The sequence below is a fragment of the Kitasatospora sp. NPDC097605 genome (assembly GCF_040302725.1).
Lineage (GTDB): Bacteria > Actinomycetota > Actinomycetes > Streptomycetales > Streptomycetaceae > Kitasatospora.
The window spans coordinates 20,138-38,906 of the sequence record NZ_JBEOSF010000033.1; the positions used below are offsets into that span (position 1 = coordinate 20,138).

22 protein-coding genes are annotated in these 18,769 nt (G+C 74.0%); 10 read left to right on the plus strand and 12 right to left on the minus strand.

Features of this window, described 5'->3' with window-relative positions; translation table 11 throughout:
* The first annotated feature begins 46 nt into the window (after positions 1–46).
* The 3 genes from ABTX81_RS29075 (at position 47) to ABTX81_RS29085 (ending at position 2,276) form a co-directional block, all read left to right on the plus strand.
* Positions 47–583: a GNAT family N-acetyltransferase gene (locus tag ABTX81_RS29075; protein ID WP_350551511.1), complete on the plus strand. Its 537-nt coding sequence runs from the start codon at positions 47–49 to the stop codon at positions 581–583.
* Between the two features lie 265 nt (positions 584–848).
* Positions 849–1,391 carry a hypothetical protein gene (locus ABTX81_RS29080; RefSeq protein ID WP_350551514.1) on the plus strand — a complete coding sequence of 181 codons (543 nt, stop codon included), beginning with the start codon at positions 849–851 and terminating at the stop codon, positions 1,389–1,391.
* Positions 1,392–1,439: 48 nt separating this feature from the next.
* Positions 1,440–2,276 (plus strand): class I SAM-dependent methyltransferase, encoded by an 837-nt coding sequence (locus tag ABTX81_RS29085; protein WP_350551517.1) that lies wholly within the window; start codon positions 1,440–1,442, stop codon positions 2,274–2,276.
* A gap of 7 nt (positions 2,277–2,283) precedes the next feature.
* Here ABTX81_RS29085 and ABTX81_RS29090 read toward each other — a convergent pair whose 3' ends face one another.
* The 3 genes from ABTX81_RS29090 to ABTX81_RS29100 are packed head-to-tail and all read right to left on the minus strand — an operon-like array spanning position 2,284 to position 4,770.
* Positions 2,284–2,931, minus strand: coding sequence for an HAD-IA family hydrolase (locus ABTX81_RS29090; RefSeq protein ID WP_350551520.1), 648 nt, complete (start codon positions 2,929–2,931; stop codon positions 2,284–2,286).
* A gap of 10 nt (positions 2,932–2,941) precedes the next feature.
* A complete protein-coding gene (locus ABTX81_RS29095; RefSeq protein ID WP_350551523.1) occupies positions 2,942–3,928 on the minus strand; it encodes a YdcF family protein in 987 nt (328 codons plus the stop codon).
* Between the two features lie 17 nt (positions 3,929–3,945).
* The gene (locus ABTX81_RS29100; RefSeq protein WP_350551526.1) at positions 3,946–4,770 is read right to left on the minus strand and encodes an NAD-dependent epimerase/dehydratase family protein; all 825 of its coding nucleotides are present in this window, start codon (positions 4,768–4,770) and stop codon (positions 3,946–3,948) included.
* Between the two features lie 316 nt (positions 4,771–5,086).
* Between ABTX81_RS29100 and ABTX81_RS29105 the strand changes: the two genes are divergently transcribed.
* Positions 5,087–6,220, plus strand: a complete 1,134-nt coding sequence (locus ABTX81_RS29105; protein WP_350551713.1) for an MFS transporter — start codon at positions 5,087–5,089, stop codon at positions 6,218–6,220.
* A 172-nt stretch (positions 6,221–6,392) separates the two neighbouring features.
* Here the strand turns inward: ABTX81_RS29105 and ABTX81_RS29110 are convergent, their stop codons facing one another.
* Positions 6,393–6,785 carry a winged helix-turn-helix transcriptional regulator gene (locus tag ABTX81_RS29110; RefSeq protein ID WP_350551529.1) on the minus strand — a complete coding sequence of 131 codons (393 nt, stop codon included), beginning with the start codon at positions 6,783–6,785 and terminating at the stop codon, positions 6,393–6,395.
* A gap of 77 nt (positions 6,786–6,862) precedes the next feature.
* Between ABTX81_RS29110 and ABTX81_RS29115 the strand changes: the two genes are divergently transcribed.
* Positions 6,863–7,561: an NADPH-dependent F420 reductase gene (locus ABTX81_RS29115; RefSeq protein ID WP_350551532.1), complete on the plus strand. Its 699-nt coding sequence runs from the start codon at positions 6,863–6,865 to the stop codon at positions 7,559–7,561.
* Here the strand turns inward: ABTX81_RS29115 and ABTX81_RS29120 are convergent.
* Positions 7,527–8,342 (minus strand): thioesterase family protein, encoded by an 816-nt coding sequence (locus ABTX81_RS29120; RefSeq protein WP_350551535.1) that lies wholly within the window; start codon positions 8,340–8,342, stop codon positions 7,527–7,529. The two genes, ABTX81_RS29115 and ABTX81_RS29120, sit on opposite strands and share 35 nt — an antisense overlap.
* Before the next feature lie 192 nt (positions 8,343–8,534).
* Between ABTX81_RS29120 and ABTX81_RS29125 the strand changes: the two genes are divergently transcribed.
* The 5 genes from ABTX81_RS29125 to ABTX81_RS29145 all read left to right on the plus strand — a co-directional run bounded on the left by ABTX81_RS29125 (position 8,535) and on the right by ABTX81_RS29145 (position 12,565).
* On the plus strand, positions 8,535–9,554 hold the full coding sequence (locus ABTX81_RS29125) for a hypothetical protein (protein WP_350551538.1): 1,020 nt from the start codon (positions 8,535–8,537) through the stop codon (positions 9,552–9,554).
* Between the two features lie 4 nt (positions 9,555–9,558).
* The gene (locus ABTX81_RS29130; protein WP_350551541.1) at positions 9,559–9,909 is read left to right on the plus strand and encodes a paraquat-inducible protein A; all 351 of its coding nucleotides are present in this window, start codon (positions 9,559–9,561) and stop codon (positions 9,907–9,909) included.
* A gap of 34 nt (positions 9,910–9,943) precedes the next feature.
* A complete protein-coding gene (locus ABTX81_RS29135; protein ID WP_350551544.1) occupies positions 9,944–10,390 on the plus strand; it encodes a DUF4265 domain-containing protein in 447 nt (148 codons plus the stop codon).
* A 161-nt stretch (positions 10,391–10,551) separates the two neighbouring features.
* Positions 10,552–11,460 carry a helix-turn-helix domain-containing protein gene (locus ABTX81_RS29140; RefSeq protein WP_350551547.1) on the plus strand — a complete coding sequence of 303 codons (909 nt, stop codon included), beginning with the start codon at positions 10,552–10,554 and terminating at the stop codon, positions 11,458–11,460.
* Positions 11,461–11,626: 166 nt separating this feature from the next.
* Positions 11,627–12,565 carry an aldo/keto reductase gene (locus ABTX81_RS29145; protein WP_350551550.1) on the plus strand — a complete coding sequence of 313 codons (939 nt, stop codon included), beginning with the start codon at positions 11,627–11,629 and terminating at the stop codon, positions 12,563–12,565.
* 15 nt (positions 12,566–12,580) lie between these two features.
* Here ABTX81_RS29145 and ABTX81_RS29150 read toward each other — a convergent pair whose 3' ends face one another.
* The 7 genes from ABTX81_RS29150 to bioB all read right to left on the minus strand — a co-directional run bounded on the left by ABTX81_RS29150 (position 12,581) and on the right by bioB (position 18,614).
* Positions 12,581–13,231, minus strand: a complete 651-nt coding sequence (locus tag ABTX81_RS29150) for a hypothetical protein (RefSeq protein WP_350551552.1) — start codon at positions 13,229–13,231, stop codon at positions 12,581–12,583.
* 33 nt (positions 13,232–13,264) lie between these two features.
* Positions 13,265–14,086, minus strand: coding sequence for a WD40 repeat domain-containing protein (locus tag ABTX81_RS29155; RefSeq protein ID WP_350551555.1), 822 nt, complete (start codon positions 14,084–14,086; stop codon positions 13,265–13,267).
* A 102-nt stretch (positions 14,087–14,188) separates the two neighbouring features.
* Positions 14,189–14,617, minus strand: coding sequence for a hypothetical protein (locus ABTX81_RS29160; RefSeq protein ID WP_350551557.1), 429 nt, complete (start codon positions 14,615–14,617; stop codon positions 14,189–14,191).
* Positions 14,618–14,661: 44 nt separating this feature from the next.
* On the minus strand, positions 14,662–15,108 hold the full coding sequence (locus tag ABTX81_RS29165; RefSeq protein WP_350551559.1) for a hypothetical protein: 447 nt from the start codon (positions 15,106–15,108) through the stop codon (positions 14,662–14,664).
* Positions 15,109–15,226: 118 nt separating this feature from the next.
* Positions 15,227–16,000 (minus strand): dethiobiotin synthase, encoded by a 774-nt coding sequence (gene bioD / locus ABTX81_RS29170; RefSeq protein ID WP_350551562.1) that lies wholly within the window; start codon positions 15,998–16,000, stop codon positions 15,227–15,229.
* Complete coding sequence (locus ABTX81_RS29175; protein ID WP_350551565.1) at positions 15,997–17,301, minus strand: adenosylmethionine--8-amino-7-oxononanoate transaminase; 1,305 nt, start codon at positions 17,299–17,301, stop codon at positions 15,997–15,999. The genes bioD and ABTX81_RS29175 overlap by 4 nt, the downstream gene beginning before the upstream one ends.
* A gap of 68 nt (positions 17,302–17,369) precedes the next feature.
* On the minus strand, positions 17,370–18,614 hold the full coding sequence (gene bioB / locus ABTX81_RS29180; RefSeq protein WP_350551567.1) for a biotin synthase BioB: 1,245 nt from the start codon (positions 18,612–18,614) through the stop codon (positions 17,370–17,372).
* Positions 18,615–18,769: the final 155 nt, after the last annotated feature.

Sequence of the window (18,769 nt, forward strand, 5' to 3'; positions counted from 1 at the left end):
GGGCCCACCTGACAGTGCGTCGTTCACCCGTGAGATGGTTGCTGTCATGACAGATGGCGCGACTCCGGGCAGCGAGGTCGTCCTCGAGACGACTCGCCTGCTACTCAGGCCTTGGCGGGTGGCCGAGGCTGCCGTCCAGCGTGAGCTGTGGACCGAACGTGATCCTCGAGTGCCGCCACACCGCCGGATCGACGCGGACGGACGCCCCACCGTCGCGGAGCTCGAGGATTCGATCCGCACCCACCGGCTGTGGTCGACCGGGCTGCTGGCGGTCGAGCGCAAGGCCACTCGTGACGTCATCGGCTACTGCGGTCTGGTCGACACCGGGCGAGGAGCGACCGGGGAACCGGAACTGGCGTTCGAGCTGCTGCGCCGGGTCTGGCGGCAGGGATACGCGACCGAGGCATCCTTGGCGGTTCTGGAATGGGCGAGGTCTTCGGGGTACGAACGGCTGTGGGCCACGGTCTGGGACTGGAACACCGCTTCTCGCCGGGTGCTGGCCAAGGTCGGGTTCACCGAGACCGAGCGCAAGGAAGTGCACGCGGAGTGCGGGACCACTCTGTTCACCACGAGACGGCTCTGACGCACCCGATGTCCGGTCCCATCAAGGATGAAGGGGCAGGCCGGAGGCGAGGATCGCTGCCCCTGACCCCGAATCCCCGGGCACAGGAAGTCGGCCCGTCCGACTTCCTGTGCCCGACGGAACCAGCCGATCCCCTGTCCCACAGGGACCGGGAGGCGCCACATGCTCTGTTCCCGCCCGGTCAAGACTCCCGGCCGGCCCGCCCCGCACGAACGAGGGAGGTCAGATACGCGTAACCGGTTGACGCGTGGTGGACGATGGGAGCGTGATCGACAAGGAGCGCGCTGTCGGACTCGTCGAGTCCTACCTGGCCGGCGACCGGTTCGAGGGGTCGCGGTACGAACGGGCCGTCCACGCCGTGGAGGAGTACGACGTCGGGTGGCTGGTGTTCTGGGGGCCGGTCCGGCCCGCGCGTGACCCGGACGCGGCCGGCGGGCCCGTCGGCGGGGACAGCCATGTCCTCGTGGACCGGGAGGACGGCAGCCTGCACTACGTCGCCGAGGCGTGGTGGGAGCCCGAGGGCTGGGAGGACCACTACCTGCTCCAGACCAAGGGCGTCCGGCGCCCCGATCCGCTGGCCGCCGAGGTCCGCGAGCTGGTGCGGTCCGCCGGGGCCGTGGCCGCCATGCGGCACCTGCGGCGGCGGGCCCCGCGAATGGGGCTGCCGGAGGCCAGGGCCTACCTCGCGGCCGTGCGGGACGGCGCCGAACCGCCGGAGGAGCTGGCGGCCCTCACCCGCGAGGAACGGACCGCGCCGTTCTGGCCCGTCGACACCCTGGCGGGCCCCGTCGAGCAGCCCGGGGGCTGACGTTACGTGAGCTGGCGGGCGTCCGGTGGCGGGGGTAGCGTGCCCGCCATGGATCATGACGAACGGTCAGCGCACGCCTCGTCCTTCGGCTCCGCGGCCCTCGCCTACGCCGAGCACCGGCCGGACTACGCGCAGGCCGCGGTGCGGTGGGCGCTGGAGGCCGCGCCCGGCCTGCGGGTGCTCGACCTGGGCGCCGGGACCGGGAAGCTGACCGCCACGCTGGTGGAGCTCGGCGCCGAGGTCGTCGCGGTCGAGCCGGACCCGGCGATGCTGGCCGAACTGCACCGCTCGCTGCCCGGCGTCCGCGCCCTGCGGGGCAGCGCCGAGGTGATCCCGCTGCCGGACGACTCCGTCGACGCCGTGCTCGCCGGCAACGCCATGCACTGGTTCGACCTGGCCGTCGCGGGCCCCGAGATCGCCCGCGTCCTCGCGCCCGGCGGCGTCCTGGCCGGCCTGTGGAACCTGCTGGACGACCAGGTCGACTGGGTCGCCGGACTCGCGCGGGTCAGCGGGCCCGAGGCGGTCGGCGTGCGGGACACGCCCGTCAGCTGGCGGGCCGGGACGGCGGCCCTGCACCTGCCGGCGCCTCACTTCGGCGCACCGGAGCAGGCCACCTTCCCGCACGGACAGCGCCGCACCGCCGACTCCCTGGTCGACACCCTGGCCACCCGCGCGGGCATGCTCGTCATGCCGGAGGACACCCGCGCCGCCCGGCGCAAAGAGATCCACACCTACCTCGCCGCCCGCCCCGAAACCGCCCACGGCGAGTTCACCCTCCCCATGCTCACCGGCGTCCTGCGCACCCGGCGGCTCTGCGAGGGGGCGCGTCGTGGTCCGCTGCTCCCGCACGACCCCGGGGACGGGTCCGTCGACCGGATCGGGTAGGACGCCGTCACTCCACCCGCAGCAGCAGGCCCTCGTCGAGGGCGCTCGCCCGGATGGGGGTCAGGTCGGGCACCCTGGCCGACAGCATCCCGTCGGGGAGGGCGGACAGGCCGGGGCCGAGGCCGATGCAGTGCATGCCGGCCGCGAGGGCGGCCTCGACGCCGGCCTTGGCGTCCTCGATGACCACGCAGCGGCCGGGCGGGGTGCCGAGGGCGGCCGCGCCCTTGAGGTAGCCCTCGGGGTCGGGCTTGCCGCGGTCGAAGTCCTCGGCGGCGAGCAGGACGCCCGGTTCCGGCAGTCCGGCGGCGGCCAGGCGGCCGCGGGCGACGCGGCGGGTGCCGGAGGTGACCACGCCCCAGCGGACGGGCGGCAGGGAGGCCAGCAGGGCCGGTGCACCGGGGATGGGGCCGAGGCCGTCGAAGTCGCGTTCCTCGCGCTCGGCGATGACGCGGGCCTCGTGGGCCGCGTCCAGGTGCGGGGCGATCAGGGCGATCAGGTCGATGTCGCGCAGCCCGTGCGACCTCGCCACCGCGTCGTCGCCGTCCAGGCCGTGGCTCGCGGCCCAGTCGCGCAGGATGCGTTCGACGGTCGGCAGCGAGTCGACGAGTACGCCGTCGAGGTCGAACAGGATCCGCTCGCAGAAGATCTGGCTCATGGCCGGTCAATCATCCTTTCGGGGCCGTGGTGTCGAGGCGCCAGACCTCCTGCGTGACGTCCTCCTCCACCCGGCGGAGCGGCCGCAGCAGCCGGTCGCGCCCGAAGAGGAGCGTCGAGACGATCGTCCTGCCGAGCGCGCCCTCGTCGTGCCGCCTGAGTCGTGCCGACTCCTCCGCCGGGAGGTCGGGATGGGACACCTCCACCACCCGGAAGTCGGGCCTCACCAGGCCGGCGAGGTACCTGATCCGGGCCGCGTGGTGGTCGGACGTCACCAGCAGCACCTCGTCGATCCCATGATGCCGTGCCAGCTCGTCCACGAACAGGACGTCGTCGTAGCTGTGACGGGTCTCCAGGCAGGCGAGGACGGCGGGCGCTCCGCCGGGGAGCGCGGCCAGCCAGGCCGCGCAGTGCCGCCAGTGTGGTCGGTCCGTCGTGTTGAACTGGGCCCCGAAGCCCCCGGTCAGCACCAGGTGCGTGCCGGGGGTGTCCAGCAGCTCCACGGCGCGCCGGGTGCGGGCCCGGGCGATGGTGCTGAGCGTGCCGCGGGCGTCGTTCGGGGCGGCGAGCACGACCGCCGCCCGCCGGCCGGTCCCCGTCGGCGGGCCCGGCGGCGCGGCGGGACGCCCGTCCAGGGCCCGCACGTACGCCCGGAAGAGCGGCCCGGCGGCACACCGCTGAATGCCTGTCAACTCGCCCCAGTCCGCCGAGAACCCGACCTCCCCCGACATCGCGAGGGAGGTGCCGGTGACCGTGTCACCGTTCGCGCGGAACCGCGCCAGCAGCTCGGCGGGCAGCCGGACGCGGAGCCGGGTTGCCGGCGAGTCGCCCCACCAGCAACCCAGCAGGTCGTCCGCACCGAAGACCAGGCCGAAGGAGGACGAGCCGGGACGAGGTGCGCCGTCGGTCACGGTCACCTGGACCGCGAGACGGGCGCGGTGGTCGTCCGGCGGACAGGACGGCAGCGTCTTGTCCACGACTTCGAACAGCTGGTCCACGGTGTCGTCCCCAGAACTCAGGAGTTGGCGAACTGACGGTAGTACAGAACCGTCTGTTCCATGTCCGACTCGCGGAACTCGGGGTGCCAGCCCAGCTTGTCCCAGCCCTCGCCCTTGGCGACCAGATCGGCGCTCTGCGTCTCGCCCTTGCGCATCGGCAGGTACTCGATGCCGGCCTTGGAGCCGGTCACCTCCAGCACCATGCGGGCGACCTCGTTCACGGTGAAGGAGACGCCGGTGCCGCCGTCGAAGACCTCGCGGTCGCCGAAGCCGAGCGCCTCGACGAGCATCCGGCCGAGGTCGGCCGAGAACACCAGGTCGACGGTCTGCTCGCCGTCGCCCCAGACCGGGATCGGCTGGTTGCTCCACGCCCGGACGGCGAAGGTGGGCACGATCTTCTGCACCCCGTAGTGCTTCTGGCCCGCACCGAAGGCGTTGAAGGCCCGCACATGGCTGACCGGCACGTCGAAGTTCGCGTGCCACGCGTAGGAGAGGTTCTGGGCGCACTGCTTGGTGGTCTGGTACACGTTCTGCCACACCTGCGGCATAGTGATGCCGACGAACCGCGCCCCGTTCTCGCGGCACACCTCCAGCACCCGGTAGGTGCCCTTGATGTTGACGTCGATGGCGTCCTCGACGGAGTCGAAGAGTTCCTCGGTGCCGAGGATGCCGGCCAGGTGGATCACGCCGTCGATACCGGCGAGGGCGGGCTTGAGCTTGTCGTCCAGCAGATCGATACCGGACCGACGGTCGATGGAAAGGGCCTCGTGGCCTTGTTCCTCCAGGTACTGCATGGCGTAGCGGCCGATGAAACCGTCGCCCCCGGTCACCGCGTAGCGCATGTAATTCCTCCCTCGTTCAGGTGGAATGGGATCCGTACATTTCGCAGTATCTTTATGTCAGATTGCGGGCGATTCGGAAAGGGCGTGAAGGGTCGTTGGCCCGGCGCGCAAAGTGGACGTTTCGACCGGAAGAGGGGCTGGTGTGGCGGATGCTCTGGGTTGATTTGTCCTTATTGGTGAGGATGAGGAGCGTGATGAATATCACGAAATAATATATTCCCAACGGAATACCCATGCGAACCATCAGGCCCGTGGGGGCCTCCTGCATCATCCGTCAAGATCGAGAGGGGTTGCCATGCCGACAGGTCGCAAGAAAATGGCCGAGGGATATCTCTCGGCTCTTTTCCTCTTATTTCTCGTGGGCATTTCCCAGTCCAGCACCGGCCCGCTGCTGCCCTTGTTCGAAAAGCGCTACTCGTCCGGCGCGGCGAGCGTTCCGTATCTGATCACCGCCTTCTTCGCGGGCAGCCTGGCCGCGATGGTGATCGCCTCGGCGGTCCGGTCCGTCGGCCGCCGGGCCCTGCCCGCCGCGACCCTCGTCTACGCGGTGGGCTGCGCCGGGATCTACTTCTCGGGGAGCCTCGCCGCAGGCCTCGTCGGCTGCGTGCTCGCCGGGTTCGGGGCGGGGAACGTCGTCCTCACGGTGAACGACGTCTTCGCCCGCCAGGACAACGGCGTGGGGATGGTGAACCTCCTCAACGGGGTCTTCGCGCTGGGGACCGTGGTCGGCCCGCTGCTGGCCGGGGCGTCCATGACGTGGGGCCGGCCCTACGGGTTCCTGGTGGTGGCCGTCGGATCCGTGCTCTGCCTGCGGGTGGCCCGGGTCGCCCGCTGGCGGACCCGCGAGGAGATCTCGGACGCGGCCGCGTCCAAGGCGCTCGGCCGGAGTTCGCTGGCAGCCTTCCTGCTGCTCTACCTGGGCTACGGCGGCCTGGAGACGGGGATCGGCGCCTGGGCCGCCAAGGACATCCAGAGCCAGGGCCACACGCCGGCCGCCGCGGCGGGCATCGTCGCGGTCTTCTGGGGCGCCACCGCGGTCTCGAAGTTCGGGGCGGTGGCCCTGGCCCGCCGGGTCTCGACGGCCGGCCTGGTCATTGCCGGACTCGCCGGGACCAGCGTCTCGCTCTTCCTGGCGTCCCTGCCGAACGGCGCGGTCGCCGGATTCCTGCTCGCCGGACTGGCGCTGGGCCCGGTCTTCCCGACCGGCCTCGCCTGGATCGCGCAGCGCGGCGGCGACCGCCGGTCCGTCGGGCTCGCCATCTCGGCCTCGATGACCGGCAGCATCCTCTTCCCGACCGCGATCGGCTGGTTCGTCGGCTACGACGTGCGGGTCATCCCCTGGGGGCTGACCGTCATCGGCGCCTTCGCGGTCCTGGCGGCCGTCGGGGTGCGGCGCGCGGCCGCAGGCGCCGCCGCCGTGCCGGAGCAGCCGCTGGCCGGCGTCCGCTGATCCACCGCCGCGCCCGACCGGCCGTCAGGAAGGCCCCGGCCGTTCCGTGACGCTGTCGGCGAAGTCGGGGCCTGGCGTGACGCCCCCGGGCCCGCACCCGCACCAGCCGCTTCGCACGACTTCGCCCCGCCGAGCACCAGCTCGGCGGGGCGAAGTGATCAGGGCCCCGGATTCACGAACAGTGTCGCTCCGTGGCCGGGGCCTTCCCCGTGCCCTGGTCGAGCCCGAGTTCCTGGGCGGCGAGGACCTCGTCGCCGTGCTCGAACGCCCAGGCGCCGACGGCGTCGATGGGCGCGAGGAAGGTGCGGCCCAGCGCGGTCAGCCGGTACTCGACGCCGGGCGGGGCGCCGGGCAGGGCGCGGCGGTCGACCAGGCCGTTGAACTGGAGGCGGCGCAGCGTCTCGGTGAGCACCTTGGAGCTGATGCCGCCGATCCGCTCCCGCAGTTCGACGGGGCGCAGCGCGCCGTCGCGCAGGGCCCAGAGCACCACGGCGTTCCAGGTGTTGGAGAGCAGGTCGAAGGCGAGCCGGGCGCGGCAGTCGGCGAGGAAGGCGTGGGTGGACACGTACCGAATGGTGCCCTACGGATTCCCTAGCGTCGGTGGGGACGGACGGTTCCGGACGACGAACGGAGAACTGGGCGATGAGGATCGGTGTGCTGGGCACGGGCAGCATGGCGGACGCGCTCGCCACCCACTGGGCGCGGGCCGGGCACCGGGTGACGGTGGGCGGGCGGGACGCCGCCGCGGCGGAGCGGCTGGCGCGGCGGATCGGGGGCGGCGCGCAGCCCGCCGGGCTGCGGGCGGCCGCCGCGTTCGGCGAGGTGGTCCTGGCCGCGCTGCCCTTCGGGGCGGGGGAGGAGGTGGTGCGGGAGCTGCGCGCGGAGCTGGACGGCACGGTGCTGGTCGACTGCTCCAACCCGGTCGGCCCCGGCTTCCGGCTGCTGACCGAGGGCGGGCCCTCGGCCGCGCGGCGGCTGGCCGCGGCGGCCCCCGGGGCCGAGGTGGTCAAGGCGTTCAACCTCTGCCACGAGGACGTGTGGCGGATGCGCCCGCCCGTCTTCGACGGCAGGCCGCTGGCCGTGCCGCTCTGCGGCGACGACCCGGCGGCCCTCGCCCGGGTGTCCGAGCTGGTGCGCGGCACGGGCTGCCGGCCGCTCGCCGGCGGCGGGCTGGAGCGGGCGGGCCTGCTGGAGGCGACCGCCGCGCTGTTCATCGGCCTCTGGGTCGGCGAGGGCGCGGACGCGCAGGCGATCGCCCCGCCGCTGGCGTACGCGACCGGCGACCCGGTCCGCCCGGCCGGCCCGGTCAGCCCAGGGGACGGGGCTGCGGACGGACGGTGAGGATCTGTTCGGCCTGGCCGACCGGTCCGTCCACGTCGTGCAGCACGGTGCTGGTGAGGCCCTGGCCGGCCGGGCCGAAGGTGACGGTGGTGTCCAGGCCGGTCCACGGGCCGCGCGGCGCACGGTGGAGATGGATGGTCAGGTCGACGTTGGGGAACATCCACGCGGCCGGGTCCTGCTGCGGGGCGATGCCGTTGGCGGTGTCCACCAGGGCGACGAAGGAGGCGAGCGGGCTGCTCGGCTCGCCCGCGACCAGGTCGACGTGCGAGGTCAGCCAGGCCGTCGCCCGGCCCCGGCGGGCCGGCGGCACCCGGCGGACCTCGATCGAGGAGATGTAGCCGCCCTCCCAGGCGTCGCCCATGACCCAGACGGGGAGGCTCCCGGGCGCGGGCAGCGGCTCGCGCGGGCTGTCGGCGACCGCCGAGGTGTCCAGGGTCGCCAGCAGCCAGGCCCGGGCCCGCACGACGGCGCGCCCGCCGATCGTCACGGTCGCTTCGAGGAGTTCTATGGTGCGGCCGGGGCGGACGGTCTCCACGGTGATCTCGCACTCGTCGAGCGCGATCCGGCCGAGGATGTCGTAGCTGATCCGGGCGAGCGCCATGCCGTCGAGGCCGGGGCGCCCGGCGAGGTGCCGGTCGAAGGCGTGCGCCACCAGGCCGGCCAGCGGGCTGAAGTGCTGCTCGTCGGCGCTCCACGCGCCGCCCGCGTGCGCGGTGGGTTTGAACGTGTGCGCGCCCGTCCGCTGGTAGTAGCTCTCGCGCTCGGTGGTGCTGGTGGTCACGGCGTCCGTCTCCTCGACCGGGGCAGGTGCATCGATCACGAATCGTAGGTGGCGCGGGCGTGGGCGGTCGCCGTGATCTGGCGCACAGTGGGTCAAACCGGCGGTGAACGGGACGACGGGCCCTGTCGGCCGGGACATCGGGACCGGGACCGTGAGGAGGGACCGATCCGCGACCGGGAAGCGGGGCGCACGATGACGGAGCACCGGAACGACCACGGCACGGACGTCGATCCGCACGACCTCGCGATGGTGGCGTTCCGCTCCGCGCGGCAACGGCGGGCGCGTGACGCGCTGCTCGCCGTCAACGCCGAGATGCGGCGCGACTACGCGTCCCTGAAGGCCGAGCTGACCACCCGCCTCACCCCGGTGATCGTCGTGCAGAACGACTCCCGGGGCGGCCGCTACACCCTCGTCGACGGCGGGGACCGGGAGTCGCTGCACCCCGTCGCCGAGGTGTTCGAGCTGGCGAAGTCGATCGCCCATGTGCCGCTCGGCACCTACACGATCCTCGCCCCGTACCTCAAGGGCCCCGAGGGGCGCGGCTGGGTGCGCCCGCTCCAGGACTTCGCGGCCACCCTGACCGCCGCCCGGCAGCAGCTCGACGCCGCCGGCCTGCCGCGCGAACCGGCGGCCTCCTCGCGGCGGATCCTGGACGCGGCGCTGCGCTTCGTCGCGGCGGCCGTGGAGCGCCCGATGTCGAGCGCGGAACTGATCGTGGCCTTCACCGACTTCACCGGCGGCGTGTACGGCGACATCCGCACCAACATGTACCACGCCGCCAAGGCCCAGATCGCCGGGGTGGAGGCGGTGATGCGGCGCTGGCGGCGCCGGGTGGGGGAGCAGCGGTGGAAGGGCCTCTACGTGGTCGTCCTCTCGCTGTGGACGACCTCGGTGCTCAACCAGAACAGCATCATCATCCGGCGCTTCATGGACCCGGCCGCCGTGGCCACCCACCTCATCGACCTGCCGACGGCCGAGACGCCCGCCGACCCCGTCCTCACCGCCCTCGACAACCTCGCCCGGATCGTGCAGGACAACGTGGCCGCCGAACTGGTCTTCCCCGTCGACCAGGAGATCGCCGACGCGCTCAAGGGGCAGGAGGACCTGCTCTCCGACACCATCCAGGAGCAACTGGCCTGCCCCTACCAGGACAAGCGGGCGGTGGCGGACGGAAAACGCGTCGCCCGGGCGCCCGGCCGCGTCCTACGGTGAGCACATGGCCCACGCGAAGACCTCCTACGTCTGCCTGCCCTGCCGGGCCTCCTACAAGCAGCGCTACGGCCGGCCGGGCGAGGAGCGGCGTTGCCCGCGCTGCGCCGGGACGCTGATCCACGCGGGCTCTGCCTTCGCCGCCCCGCCCCGTCGGGACACCGCGGCCTGGCGCACCCTCACCCTGCTGCTGCACGCCGGCATCGGCTTCCACAAGAGCTGCTGCGGCGGTCCGGGCTACCGCCCCCGCACCCGTCACGAGGTGCGCGAGCGCACCGTGTACGCCCGCCGCTCCGGCGAGCCGCTGGCCCGGGCGCTGCTGCACCGGGAGGTCCCCCGGGAGCGGACGGCGGGGTGAACCTCACCGGCCGGGCCGTGACAGGATCGCGCGTATGACGCTGCCCGACCCGCGGCCGGACTCCGGAACCGTCCATGTGCGGCTTCTCGCGGGCCGTGCCCCGTCCGGGAAGCCGGTGTTCGAGGTCCTGCCGGCCTACCCGCTGGAGGCGGGGCGGTGCGAACTGGCGGGCAGCCCGGGGCTGGTGCTCGGGTGCGCGGCCGGCGATGTGCTCGACGTCGGCGAGGACGGCGGCTTCGAGGTGGTCCGGCAGGGCGGGAACCTCTGCGTCCAGGCGTACCGGCCGGGCGGCTTCGCCCCCGGGGCGTTCGCGGACCTGCGGAACGTCGTCGGCGGTCTCGGCGGCTCGGCGGAGGCGCCGGCGGATCTGCGCTTCATCGTCGTCACGGTCGGCCGCACCGGCGCCGCCGACACCGAAGCGGCCATGGACGCCTGGGCCGCCTCCACCGACGGCGCCTCGTGGTGGTTCGGCAACGCGTAGGAAGCCGGCCGGTCCGACGTCCCGCACCGGAACTCCCGCCCGGTGGCGGCCCCGCCCCCCGCGCGGGGCCGGCACCGGGGGTGCCCGTTCAGCATGAGGCCGCGGGGCCGGTGGATGCTTGTACGAAAGCGAACTCGGTGAGTCGTGCGAGGGGAGAGCCGATGGCTTCGGAGGGCGGGACGATGGTGGCGGACGACCGGGGCGAGAACGTCGAACGGCGGCCGCCGGAGTGGATGCGCGGTGACGTGGTCCGGTGCCGCGGATACCGCTCGGTCGGCGTCCGGAACCCCAGGGTCACGCTGCCCAGCGCGGCCGTGACCCTGCTGGTGGGCTGGGGCGAACCGTTGCACATCCGGCAGGGGCTGGGCGGCGCGGAGCGCGAGGAGACCCGGCACGCGATGATCGCCGGCCTGCAGACGGCTCCGGTGCTGGCGGGCTTCCGGGGGTCGGGCCTCGCCCTGGAGATCGAGTTCACGGCCGTCGGGGCGTCCCGGTTCCTCGGCCTGCCGCTGCACCTGTTCGCCAACACCGCCGCCCACCCGGACGAGGCGATGGGCCCGGGCTGGACCGCGCGGCTCACCGAACGGCTGGCGGAGGCGCCGGACTGGGCCGCCCGCTGGGCCGTCGTCGACGCCGTTCTCGGACGGCGTCTCGCCGCCGCCCCGTCCGCCCCGGGGCTCGCCGTCGAGGCCTGGCAGCGGCTGAGTGACGCGCACGGCGGGCTGACCGCGCGGGAACTCGCCGCCGCCACCGGCCGGGGCGAGCGCCGGCTCCAGCACGTCTTCCGGGACCACGTCGGCGTGCCGCCGCAGACCGTGTCCAGGATCCTCCGCTTCCAGCGCGCGCTCGCGCTCTCCGGACGCGCGCGCCTCTCCCTCACCGATGTCGCGGCGATGAGCGGCTACCACGACCAGGCCCACATGAACCGGGACTTCCGCGCCCTGTCCGGCCGGACGCCAGGCGAGCTCCGCCTCGTCGCCGACCGGATGACGGCCGGCGCCGGGGTCGCCGGGGCGCGGGAACCCGGCTGCCTGAGCGACTTCTTCGAGATTTCTGCCACGGACTGGTAGCCGTGACGGCGGCTCAGCCCGCGCGGTCGAAGCCCTTGGCGAGCAGACGGACCGCGAGGGTGATCTCCCGGGCGAAGCGGGCGGTGACGGCAGGCGGGAAGGCTGTTGCGGGTGATCGCCGATCGGTCTTGAATGGTCCGGACCACAAGGGGAGGGATCCACACCCATGACCGTTCCTCAGCGAACCATCGTGCTGGGCACCTTGGGCTTCGGCACGCTCGTCGACGAGGAGACCTCGTTCCGGCTCCTGGACCACTACGTCGAGCGCGGCGGAACGGTCCTGGACACCGCGAACAACTACGCGTTCTGGCTCGACGGCGCGACCGGCGACGAGAGCGAGGCCGTCATCGGCCGCTGGCTGGCCGCCCGCAAGCTGCGCGACCGGGTCGTCATCAGCACCAAGGTGGGCGCCCGGCCCACCGTCCCCGGGGCCGGTCTGGAAGCGGCCGAGGGGCTGTCCGAGAAGGCGGTCCGGGCCGGCATCGAGGGCAGCCTGCGGCGCCTCGGCACGGACCACGTCGAGGTGTACTGGACGCACATCGAGGACCGCTCGGTGCCGCTCGCCGAGACCGTGGAGACCCTGGCCGACCTGGTGACGTCGGGGAAGGCGGGCGAGGTCGGCGCCAGCAACCACGCCGTGTGGCGGGTCGAACGGGCCCGCGCGCTCGCCGGCGACGGTCCGCGCTACGCGCACCTGCAGTACCGGTACTCGTACCTCCAGCCGCGCTTCGACGTGCCGCTGCCCTCCTCCGCCCATGTGCACGTGACCCCCGAACTCCTCGACTACGTCCGCTCCGAGGGCGACCTGCGGCTCTGGGTCTACAGCCCGATCCTCTCCGGCGGCCTGACCCGTGACGACGTCGAGATCGGCGCCGCCTACGACCACCCGGGCACGCCGAAGCGGCTCGCCGCCCTGCGCGCGGTGGCCGAGGAGACCGGCGCGACCGTCAACCAGGTGGCGCTCAGCTGGCTGCTCGACCACGAGACGGGGATCCTGCCACTGGTCGGCGTGAGCAGGGTCGCCCAGCTCGACGAGGCGCTCGGCGCCCTCGCCCTGACGCTGACGCCGGAGCAGCGGCGGACCCTGGACGAGGCCGCGCTGTAGGGCTCTCCAGAGCGTTCAGGCCGTCGGGTAGCCGATCTCGGCCGTGTCGTCGGCGAGTTCGTCCAGGCCGACGTCCTCGTTGAGGGCGGAGACGACGGCCTCGGTCAGCGGGCGCAGCGCCAGGACATGGGCGATCGCCGCCGCGTCGAGGCCGTCCTCCCGCTCGTAGTACTCCTCGGCCCACGTCCGGTACGCCTCCGCCGGGTCCTCGGCGGACAGCAGGTCGAAGAGGCCCACCCCGCCGGTGGGCGCCGCCGACGGCGCCCGCCACGCGGCGTCCCCGTCCTCGCGCCAGAAGCAGACGGTGGCGAGCGGCACGCCGTCCTCCTCACCGAAGGCCGGCTCCGTCACGCAGGAGCGGAACGCCTCCGGCACCTCCGGGAACAGCCGCGCCCCCGCGTTGGGCGCGGTGTGGTCGAAGCCGCGCGCGTACACCCCGGCCGCCGAGAAGACCATGAACCAGTCGTCGCCCTCCCCGTCCCGCATCGACGCCAGCTCCTCGCCCTCGCTCCACCGGGAGTCGAACGAGTAGTAGCGGTCCGCCCAGTCGGGCGCGAGGATCGCTTCGAGCATGGCCACACCCCGGCAGCGGTCGCGCAACGCGGGGACGGAGGGCAGGGCGGCGAGGAGTCCGCGCAGGTCAGGGGCGTGGGTGGTGTCGTGCATGCCGATAGTGGAGCACACGGCACCGACAGGTGGTCAACCGTCGCAGGGCCGCCGGTAGGGCAGCCTGTCGCCGACCAGCTCGTGCCATGTCTCGCGGGGGAGAGCGCCGTCGCTGGTGGCACAGATGCGGGAGATCGCGGCACCGACGTCGGGGTCCCAGAGGCGGACGGTCCCGTCGGCGCTCGCCACGGCCAGGGAGCGTCCGGCCGGATCGAAGGCGACGGAGTCGACGGCCCCGGCCGGACCGCTGAGCACGGGGCCGGGAGCCACCGGGCTTCCGGTGGCGGGGTCCAGGTCGTTGAGGCGGACGGTGCCGTCGCCGCTGCCGGCCGCGACGGTGCGGCCGTCCCGGCTGAACGCCGCTGCCGTGAGGAAGCCGGTGGCGACGGGCAGCGCGGGCCCGCGGACTTCGTCGTGCGCTGTTCCGGGGGCCCAGAGCCTCGTCGTGCTCTCCCAGCCACCCGCCACCAGCACCTGTCCGTCCCGGCGGAAGGTGAGTCCGGCGACGGGCCCGAGCGGAACGGCCGCTGCAGGGCCGGGTACGGCGGCCGGCCCGTCGGCGTCCGCGTCGGCCGAATGGCGTTCGACGCCCAGCGGGCCGCCGACCGCGAGGGTGCCGTCGGGGCCGAACGCCACCGAGGTCGCCGGGTAGCGGGGGGTGGCCGGCGCTCGCACGAGTCGCGGAGCGCGGCCGCGGTCGCCGAGGTTCCAGAGCCGGACGGCGCCGGATTCGTGGCTGGTCGCCAGCGCGCCTCCGTCGGGCCGGAACGCGAGCGCGAGGACTGCGTCGTCGTCGGGTGGCGGCGCGCCGAGCGGGGCCGGCGCGCCGGGGTGGCCCGGGTCGGAGGTCTCCACCAGCCGGACCGTCCCTCCGGCCCCGGACGCGGACCCGCCCGTCGCCGGACGTCCTGGCGCCGGCCGGGCTCGCGCCGGCCGGGTTCCCGCGGTTCGGTCACGTCACTCGGCGGCCGGGCGGTGCACGGTGAGGTCGCGGCCTGCCAGATACGCGCTGCCGCCGCCGGTGACGTGCGCGGTCATCGTCACCGCTCCCGGGGCCGGTTCGCCGCGCGCCGCCAGCAGGCCGTCCACCAACGCCCGTAGCTCGTCCGCGAGTTCGGGGTGGGTGACGAGCAGCCGGGCCAGCCGTGCCTGCCACTCGTTCACCAGCAGCACCCGCAGTTCGGCGGCGCCGGCGCCGGACTCCTCGGCGGCGAGCAGCTGTTCGCGGGCCTCCTCCAGATCGTCCGCCACCCGCTCCGGGCGGGCGCGCCGCCACAGGGCCAGCACGCCCGACTTCACCGCCGGCCAGGTGTCGGTCGCGATGGCGCCGACCAGTTGGGTGGCGCCGGTCGCGGCCAGGGTCGTCAGTTCCGAACTGAGGTCCATGGGCTCCACGATAGGGGGAAGCGACCTGAGGCGGGATCAGAACGTCAGGTGCTGTTGCTCAGCGCGTAGGTGCGGAAGGTGGCCAGCAGTGGCAGGACGTCGGTCTTGTTCGGCTCCTCGGTGACGGCCCGCATGGCGTCGATCACCGCGTGCGCGATCACCTTCACCACGGCGAGGTCGTCCCCGGCCGACTCGCCCCAGGCGCACAGCGTCCGGGTGAGCAGGGCGCTCATCCGGGCGCCGATGTTGGAGCTCACCGCGTCGGTGAGCTCGGCCAGTTCCTCGTCGGTCATGCTGGAGCGAAGCCCGAAGGCCAGCGCCATCAGCGTGTCCACGGCGTGCTCGCCGTACGCCGCGACCAGGGCGGCGAGCGGCCGCTCGGCCGGTCCCCGGGCGGCCAGCGCGGCCAGGGCCTCGTCGTCGTCCTTCCACGCCGCTTCGAGCGCGGCGAGGGCCCGCAGGGCCTCGTCCACCATCAGGCCATCCGTCATGCGGAGAACCGTATTGACCGCCACCGCGCGGCGGGCCGCGTCGGGCCGGGATCTCACCCGTTCGAGCGACAAACCCGGCCTTGTGGGCTGCGGGTGCCGGGCAGGCTGCTCCGGTGTCTCAGTCTGCGCCGTGGGCCGCCGTGAAGGCGGCGGCGTCCCAGTGTCCGTGCAGCGCCGGGGCGAGCGCGGCGGCGGCGAGCGCGGGGAAGCCGCCGGCCCGGCCGGCGTGTTCGGGCAGCGCGCCGAGCAGCGGGGCGCCCGCCGCGCGCGGCAGGTCGGCCAGGTTGCAGCGGTCCGCGAGGCCGGGGGAGTCCGGCCAGGAGCCGACCACCACGCCGAGCAGCGGCAGCCCGCGCGCGGCCAGCGCCTCGGCGGTCAGCGCCGTGGTGTTGAGCGTGCCGAGCCCGGCCGAGGCCACCAGCAGCACCTCGGCGGGCAGGCCGAGTTCGCGCACCGCGCGGGCCTGGTCGGCGAGCGTGCGGCCCTGCTCGTCGTAGCGGACCAGCAGCCCGCCCGCGCCCTCGACCAGCACCAGGTCGTGCCGCTCGGCGAGGCCGGCCACCTCCTTGGCGACGTCCTCCGCCGCCAGGCACGGCAGCCCGGACCGGCGGGCCGCCGTGTCGGGCGCCAACGGCTCCGGGTAGCGGGCGAGTTCGCACAGCGTCAGGTGCTCCGGGGCGGGCGCGGCGGGCCCGGCCAGCCGGCCGACCTCCTCGGCGTCCCCGGGCTCGTCCGGCGCGACGCCGGTCTGCCCGGGCTTGAGCACCGCGACCCGCAGCCCGGCGCGCAGCGCGCTCGCGGCGACGGCCGCCGTCGCGACGGTCTTGCCGACCTCGGTGCCCGTCCCCGTCACGAAGAGGACCCGGCCCTCCGGCCTGGTCGTCCCGCTCATCCGGCCACCGCCGCCGCCGTCACGGCCGCGGCGATCCGCGCCACGTCCTCGTCGCCGGTCACGTACGGCGGCATGGTGTAGACGAGGTCCCGGAAGGGCCGCAGCCAGACGCCCTCCCGGGCGGCGGCCTCGGTCGCGGCGGCCATGTCCACCGGGTGGTCCAGCTGGACGACGCCGATCGCGCCGAGCACCCGGACGTCCTTGACACCGGGCGCCCCGGCCGCCTCCGCCAGGCCGGCGCGCAGCCCGGTCTCGATCCGCTTGACCTCGGTGTGCCAGTCCTGCGCGAGCAGCAGGCCGATCGAGGCGTTGGCGACCGCCGTCGCCAGCGGGTTGCCCATGAACGTCGGGCCGTGGGCGAGGACGGGCATCTCGCCGCGGCTGATGCCCTCGGCGACCTCCGCGGTGCAGAGCGTCGCCGCGAGCGTGAGGTAGCCGCCGGTCAGCGCCTTGCCCAGGCACATCACGTCCGGTGAGACGCCCGCGTGGTCGGCGGCGAACAGCGCGCCGCTGCGGCCGAAGCCGGTGGCGATCTCGTCGAAGACGAGCAGCACCCCGTGCCGGTCGCACAGGTCGCGCAGCATCCGCAGGTACTCGGGGGAGTGGAAGCGCATCCCGCCCGCGCCCTGCACCACCGGCTCGACGATCACCGCCGCCAGCTCGTCGGCGTGACGCTCCATCAACTCCTCGAAGGCGCGTACGTAGGCGTCGTCGAGCGGGGCGTCGAACCCGGCCGGCGGCTCGGGCGCGAAGAGCTGCTCGGGCAGCACCCCGCCCCACAGGTGGTGCATGCCGCCCCGCGGGTCGCACACCGACATCGGGTGGAAGGTGTCCCCGTGGTAGCCGCCGCGCCAGGTCAGCAGCCGCCGCTTCCGCGGCCGGCCCACCGACTGCCAGTACTGCAGGCACATCTTCATCGCGACCTCGACGGACACCGAGCCCGAGTCGGCGAGGAAGACGTGCCGCAGCGGCTCCGGGGTGATCTCCACCAGGGTGGTGGCGAGCCGGACGGCGGGCTCGTGGGTGAGCCCGCCGAACATCACATGGCTCATCCGGCCCAGCTGCCCGCGGACCGCCTCGTCGAGCACCGGGTGCCCGTAGCCGTGGATCGCCGCCCACCAGGACGACATGCCGTCGACGAGCTCGCGGTGCCCGCCCGGGGCCGGCGCGGCCAGCGTCAGCCGCACGCCGGAGGCGGACTCCACCACGTATGGGGTGGCGGTGCCGGGCATCGGCCCGTACGGGTGCCAGACGTGCGCCCGGTCGAGCGCGAGCAGGGTGTCCGTGGACAACTGGGTCATGGAGGAGGGACTTTCCGGGGTGTGCGTCGAGGGTTCGGACGTCGAGGGCTCGGGCGGCGGGCCGGGGCTCAGGCGTTGGGCGCCAGCTCGGTGCCGGCGCCGCGGCGGCGCACCCGCACCAGGTCGGTGCGCGCCTCGTCGCCCGCCCCGGCCGCCTCGACCGGCTCGACCGTCTCCGGCTCGGTGCCCGTGTCGCCGTGGGCGTGCCCGCCGCACGGGCCGCAGCCGCCGCCGGTCCCGCAGCCGCCGCCGGCCGCCGGGGCCGTGCCGCAGCCGCCGCCCGCGTGCGCCGCCTGCGCCGCGACGTCCGCGCGGTGCCGCGGCAGGGTGCCCTCGCCCATGCCCTCGACCTCGAACCCGGCGTCGCGGATCATGTCGAGGTCGGCCTGCCCGGCCTGGCCCTCGCTGGTCAGGTAGTCGCCCAGGAAGATGGAGTTGGCCAGGTGCAGGCCGAGCGGCTGCATGGTGCGCAGGTGCACCTCGCGCCCGCCGGCGATCCGCACCTCGGTGTCCGGGTTGACGAACCGCACCATCGCCAGGATCCGCAGGCAGCGCTGCGGGGTGAGGTTCCACTCCTTGGCCAGCGGGGTGCCCTCGAACGGGATCAGGAAGTTCACCGGCACCGAGTCCGAGCCCAGCTCGCGCAGCGCGAAGACGACGTCCACCAGGTCCTCGTCGCTCTCGCCCATGCCCGCGATCAGGCCCGAGCAGGCCGACAGGCCCGCGCCGTGCGCCTTCTGCACGGTGTCCACCCGGTCCGCGTAGGTGTGGGTGGTGGCGATGTCGCCGTAGGTGCCCTCGGAGGTGTTCAGGTTGTGGTTGTAGGCGTCGACGCCGGCCGCCTTCAACCGCTCCGCCTGGTTGTCGGAGAGCAGGCCCAGGCAGGCGCAGACCTCCACCGCCGGGTCGGCCTCCTTGATGGCCGCCACCGTGTCGGTCACCCGGTCGATGTCACGGTCCGTCGGGCCGCGCCCGCTCGCCACCAGGCAGACCCGCTTGGCGCCGCCCGACACGCCCGCCTTCGCCGCCTCGGCGGCCTGGCCCGGCTTCAGCCAGGTGTACTTCAGGATCTCGGCCTTGGAGCCCAGGCGCTGCGAACAGTACGAGCAGTCCTCCGGGCACAGCCCGCTCTTCAGGTTCACCAGGTAGTTGAGCTTCACCCGGCGGCCGAACCACCGCCGGCGCACCCGCCCGGCGGCCGCGACCACGTCGAGCAGCTCGTCGTCGGTGGTGGCGAGGACGGCGAGCGCCTCCTCGCGGGTGGGGGTCTCCCCACGCAGGCCCTTGGCGGTGAGGGTATCGAGCAGATCCATGGGGCTGATCCTGCCTGCTGCCCCTTGAGGGACGCCAGAGGAAACCCACCAGAAGATCCCGGGGAAGCTGTGCGAGTTGTCACAGTGTCGCAGCTCACGGTAGTGGTGCAGGTCACGTCGGGTGCCGGGCGCTCCCCGCGGCCCCGGCCGGGCCC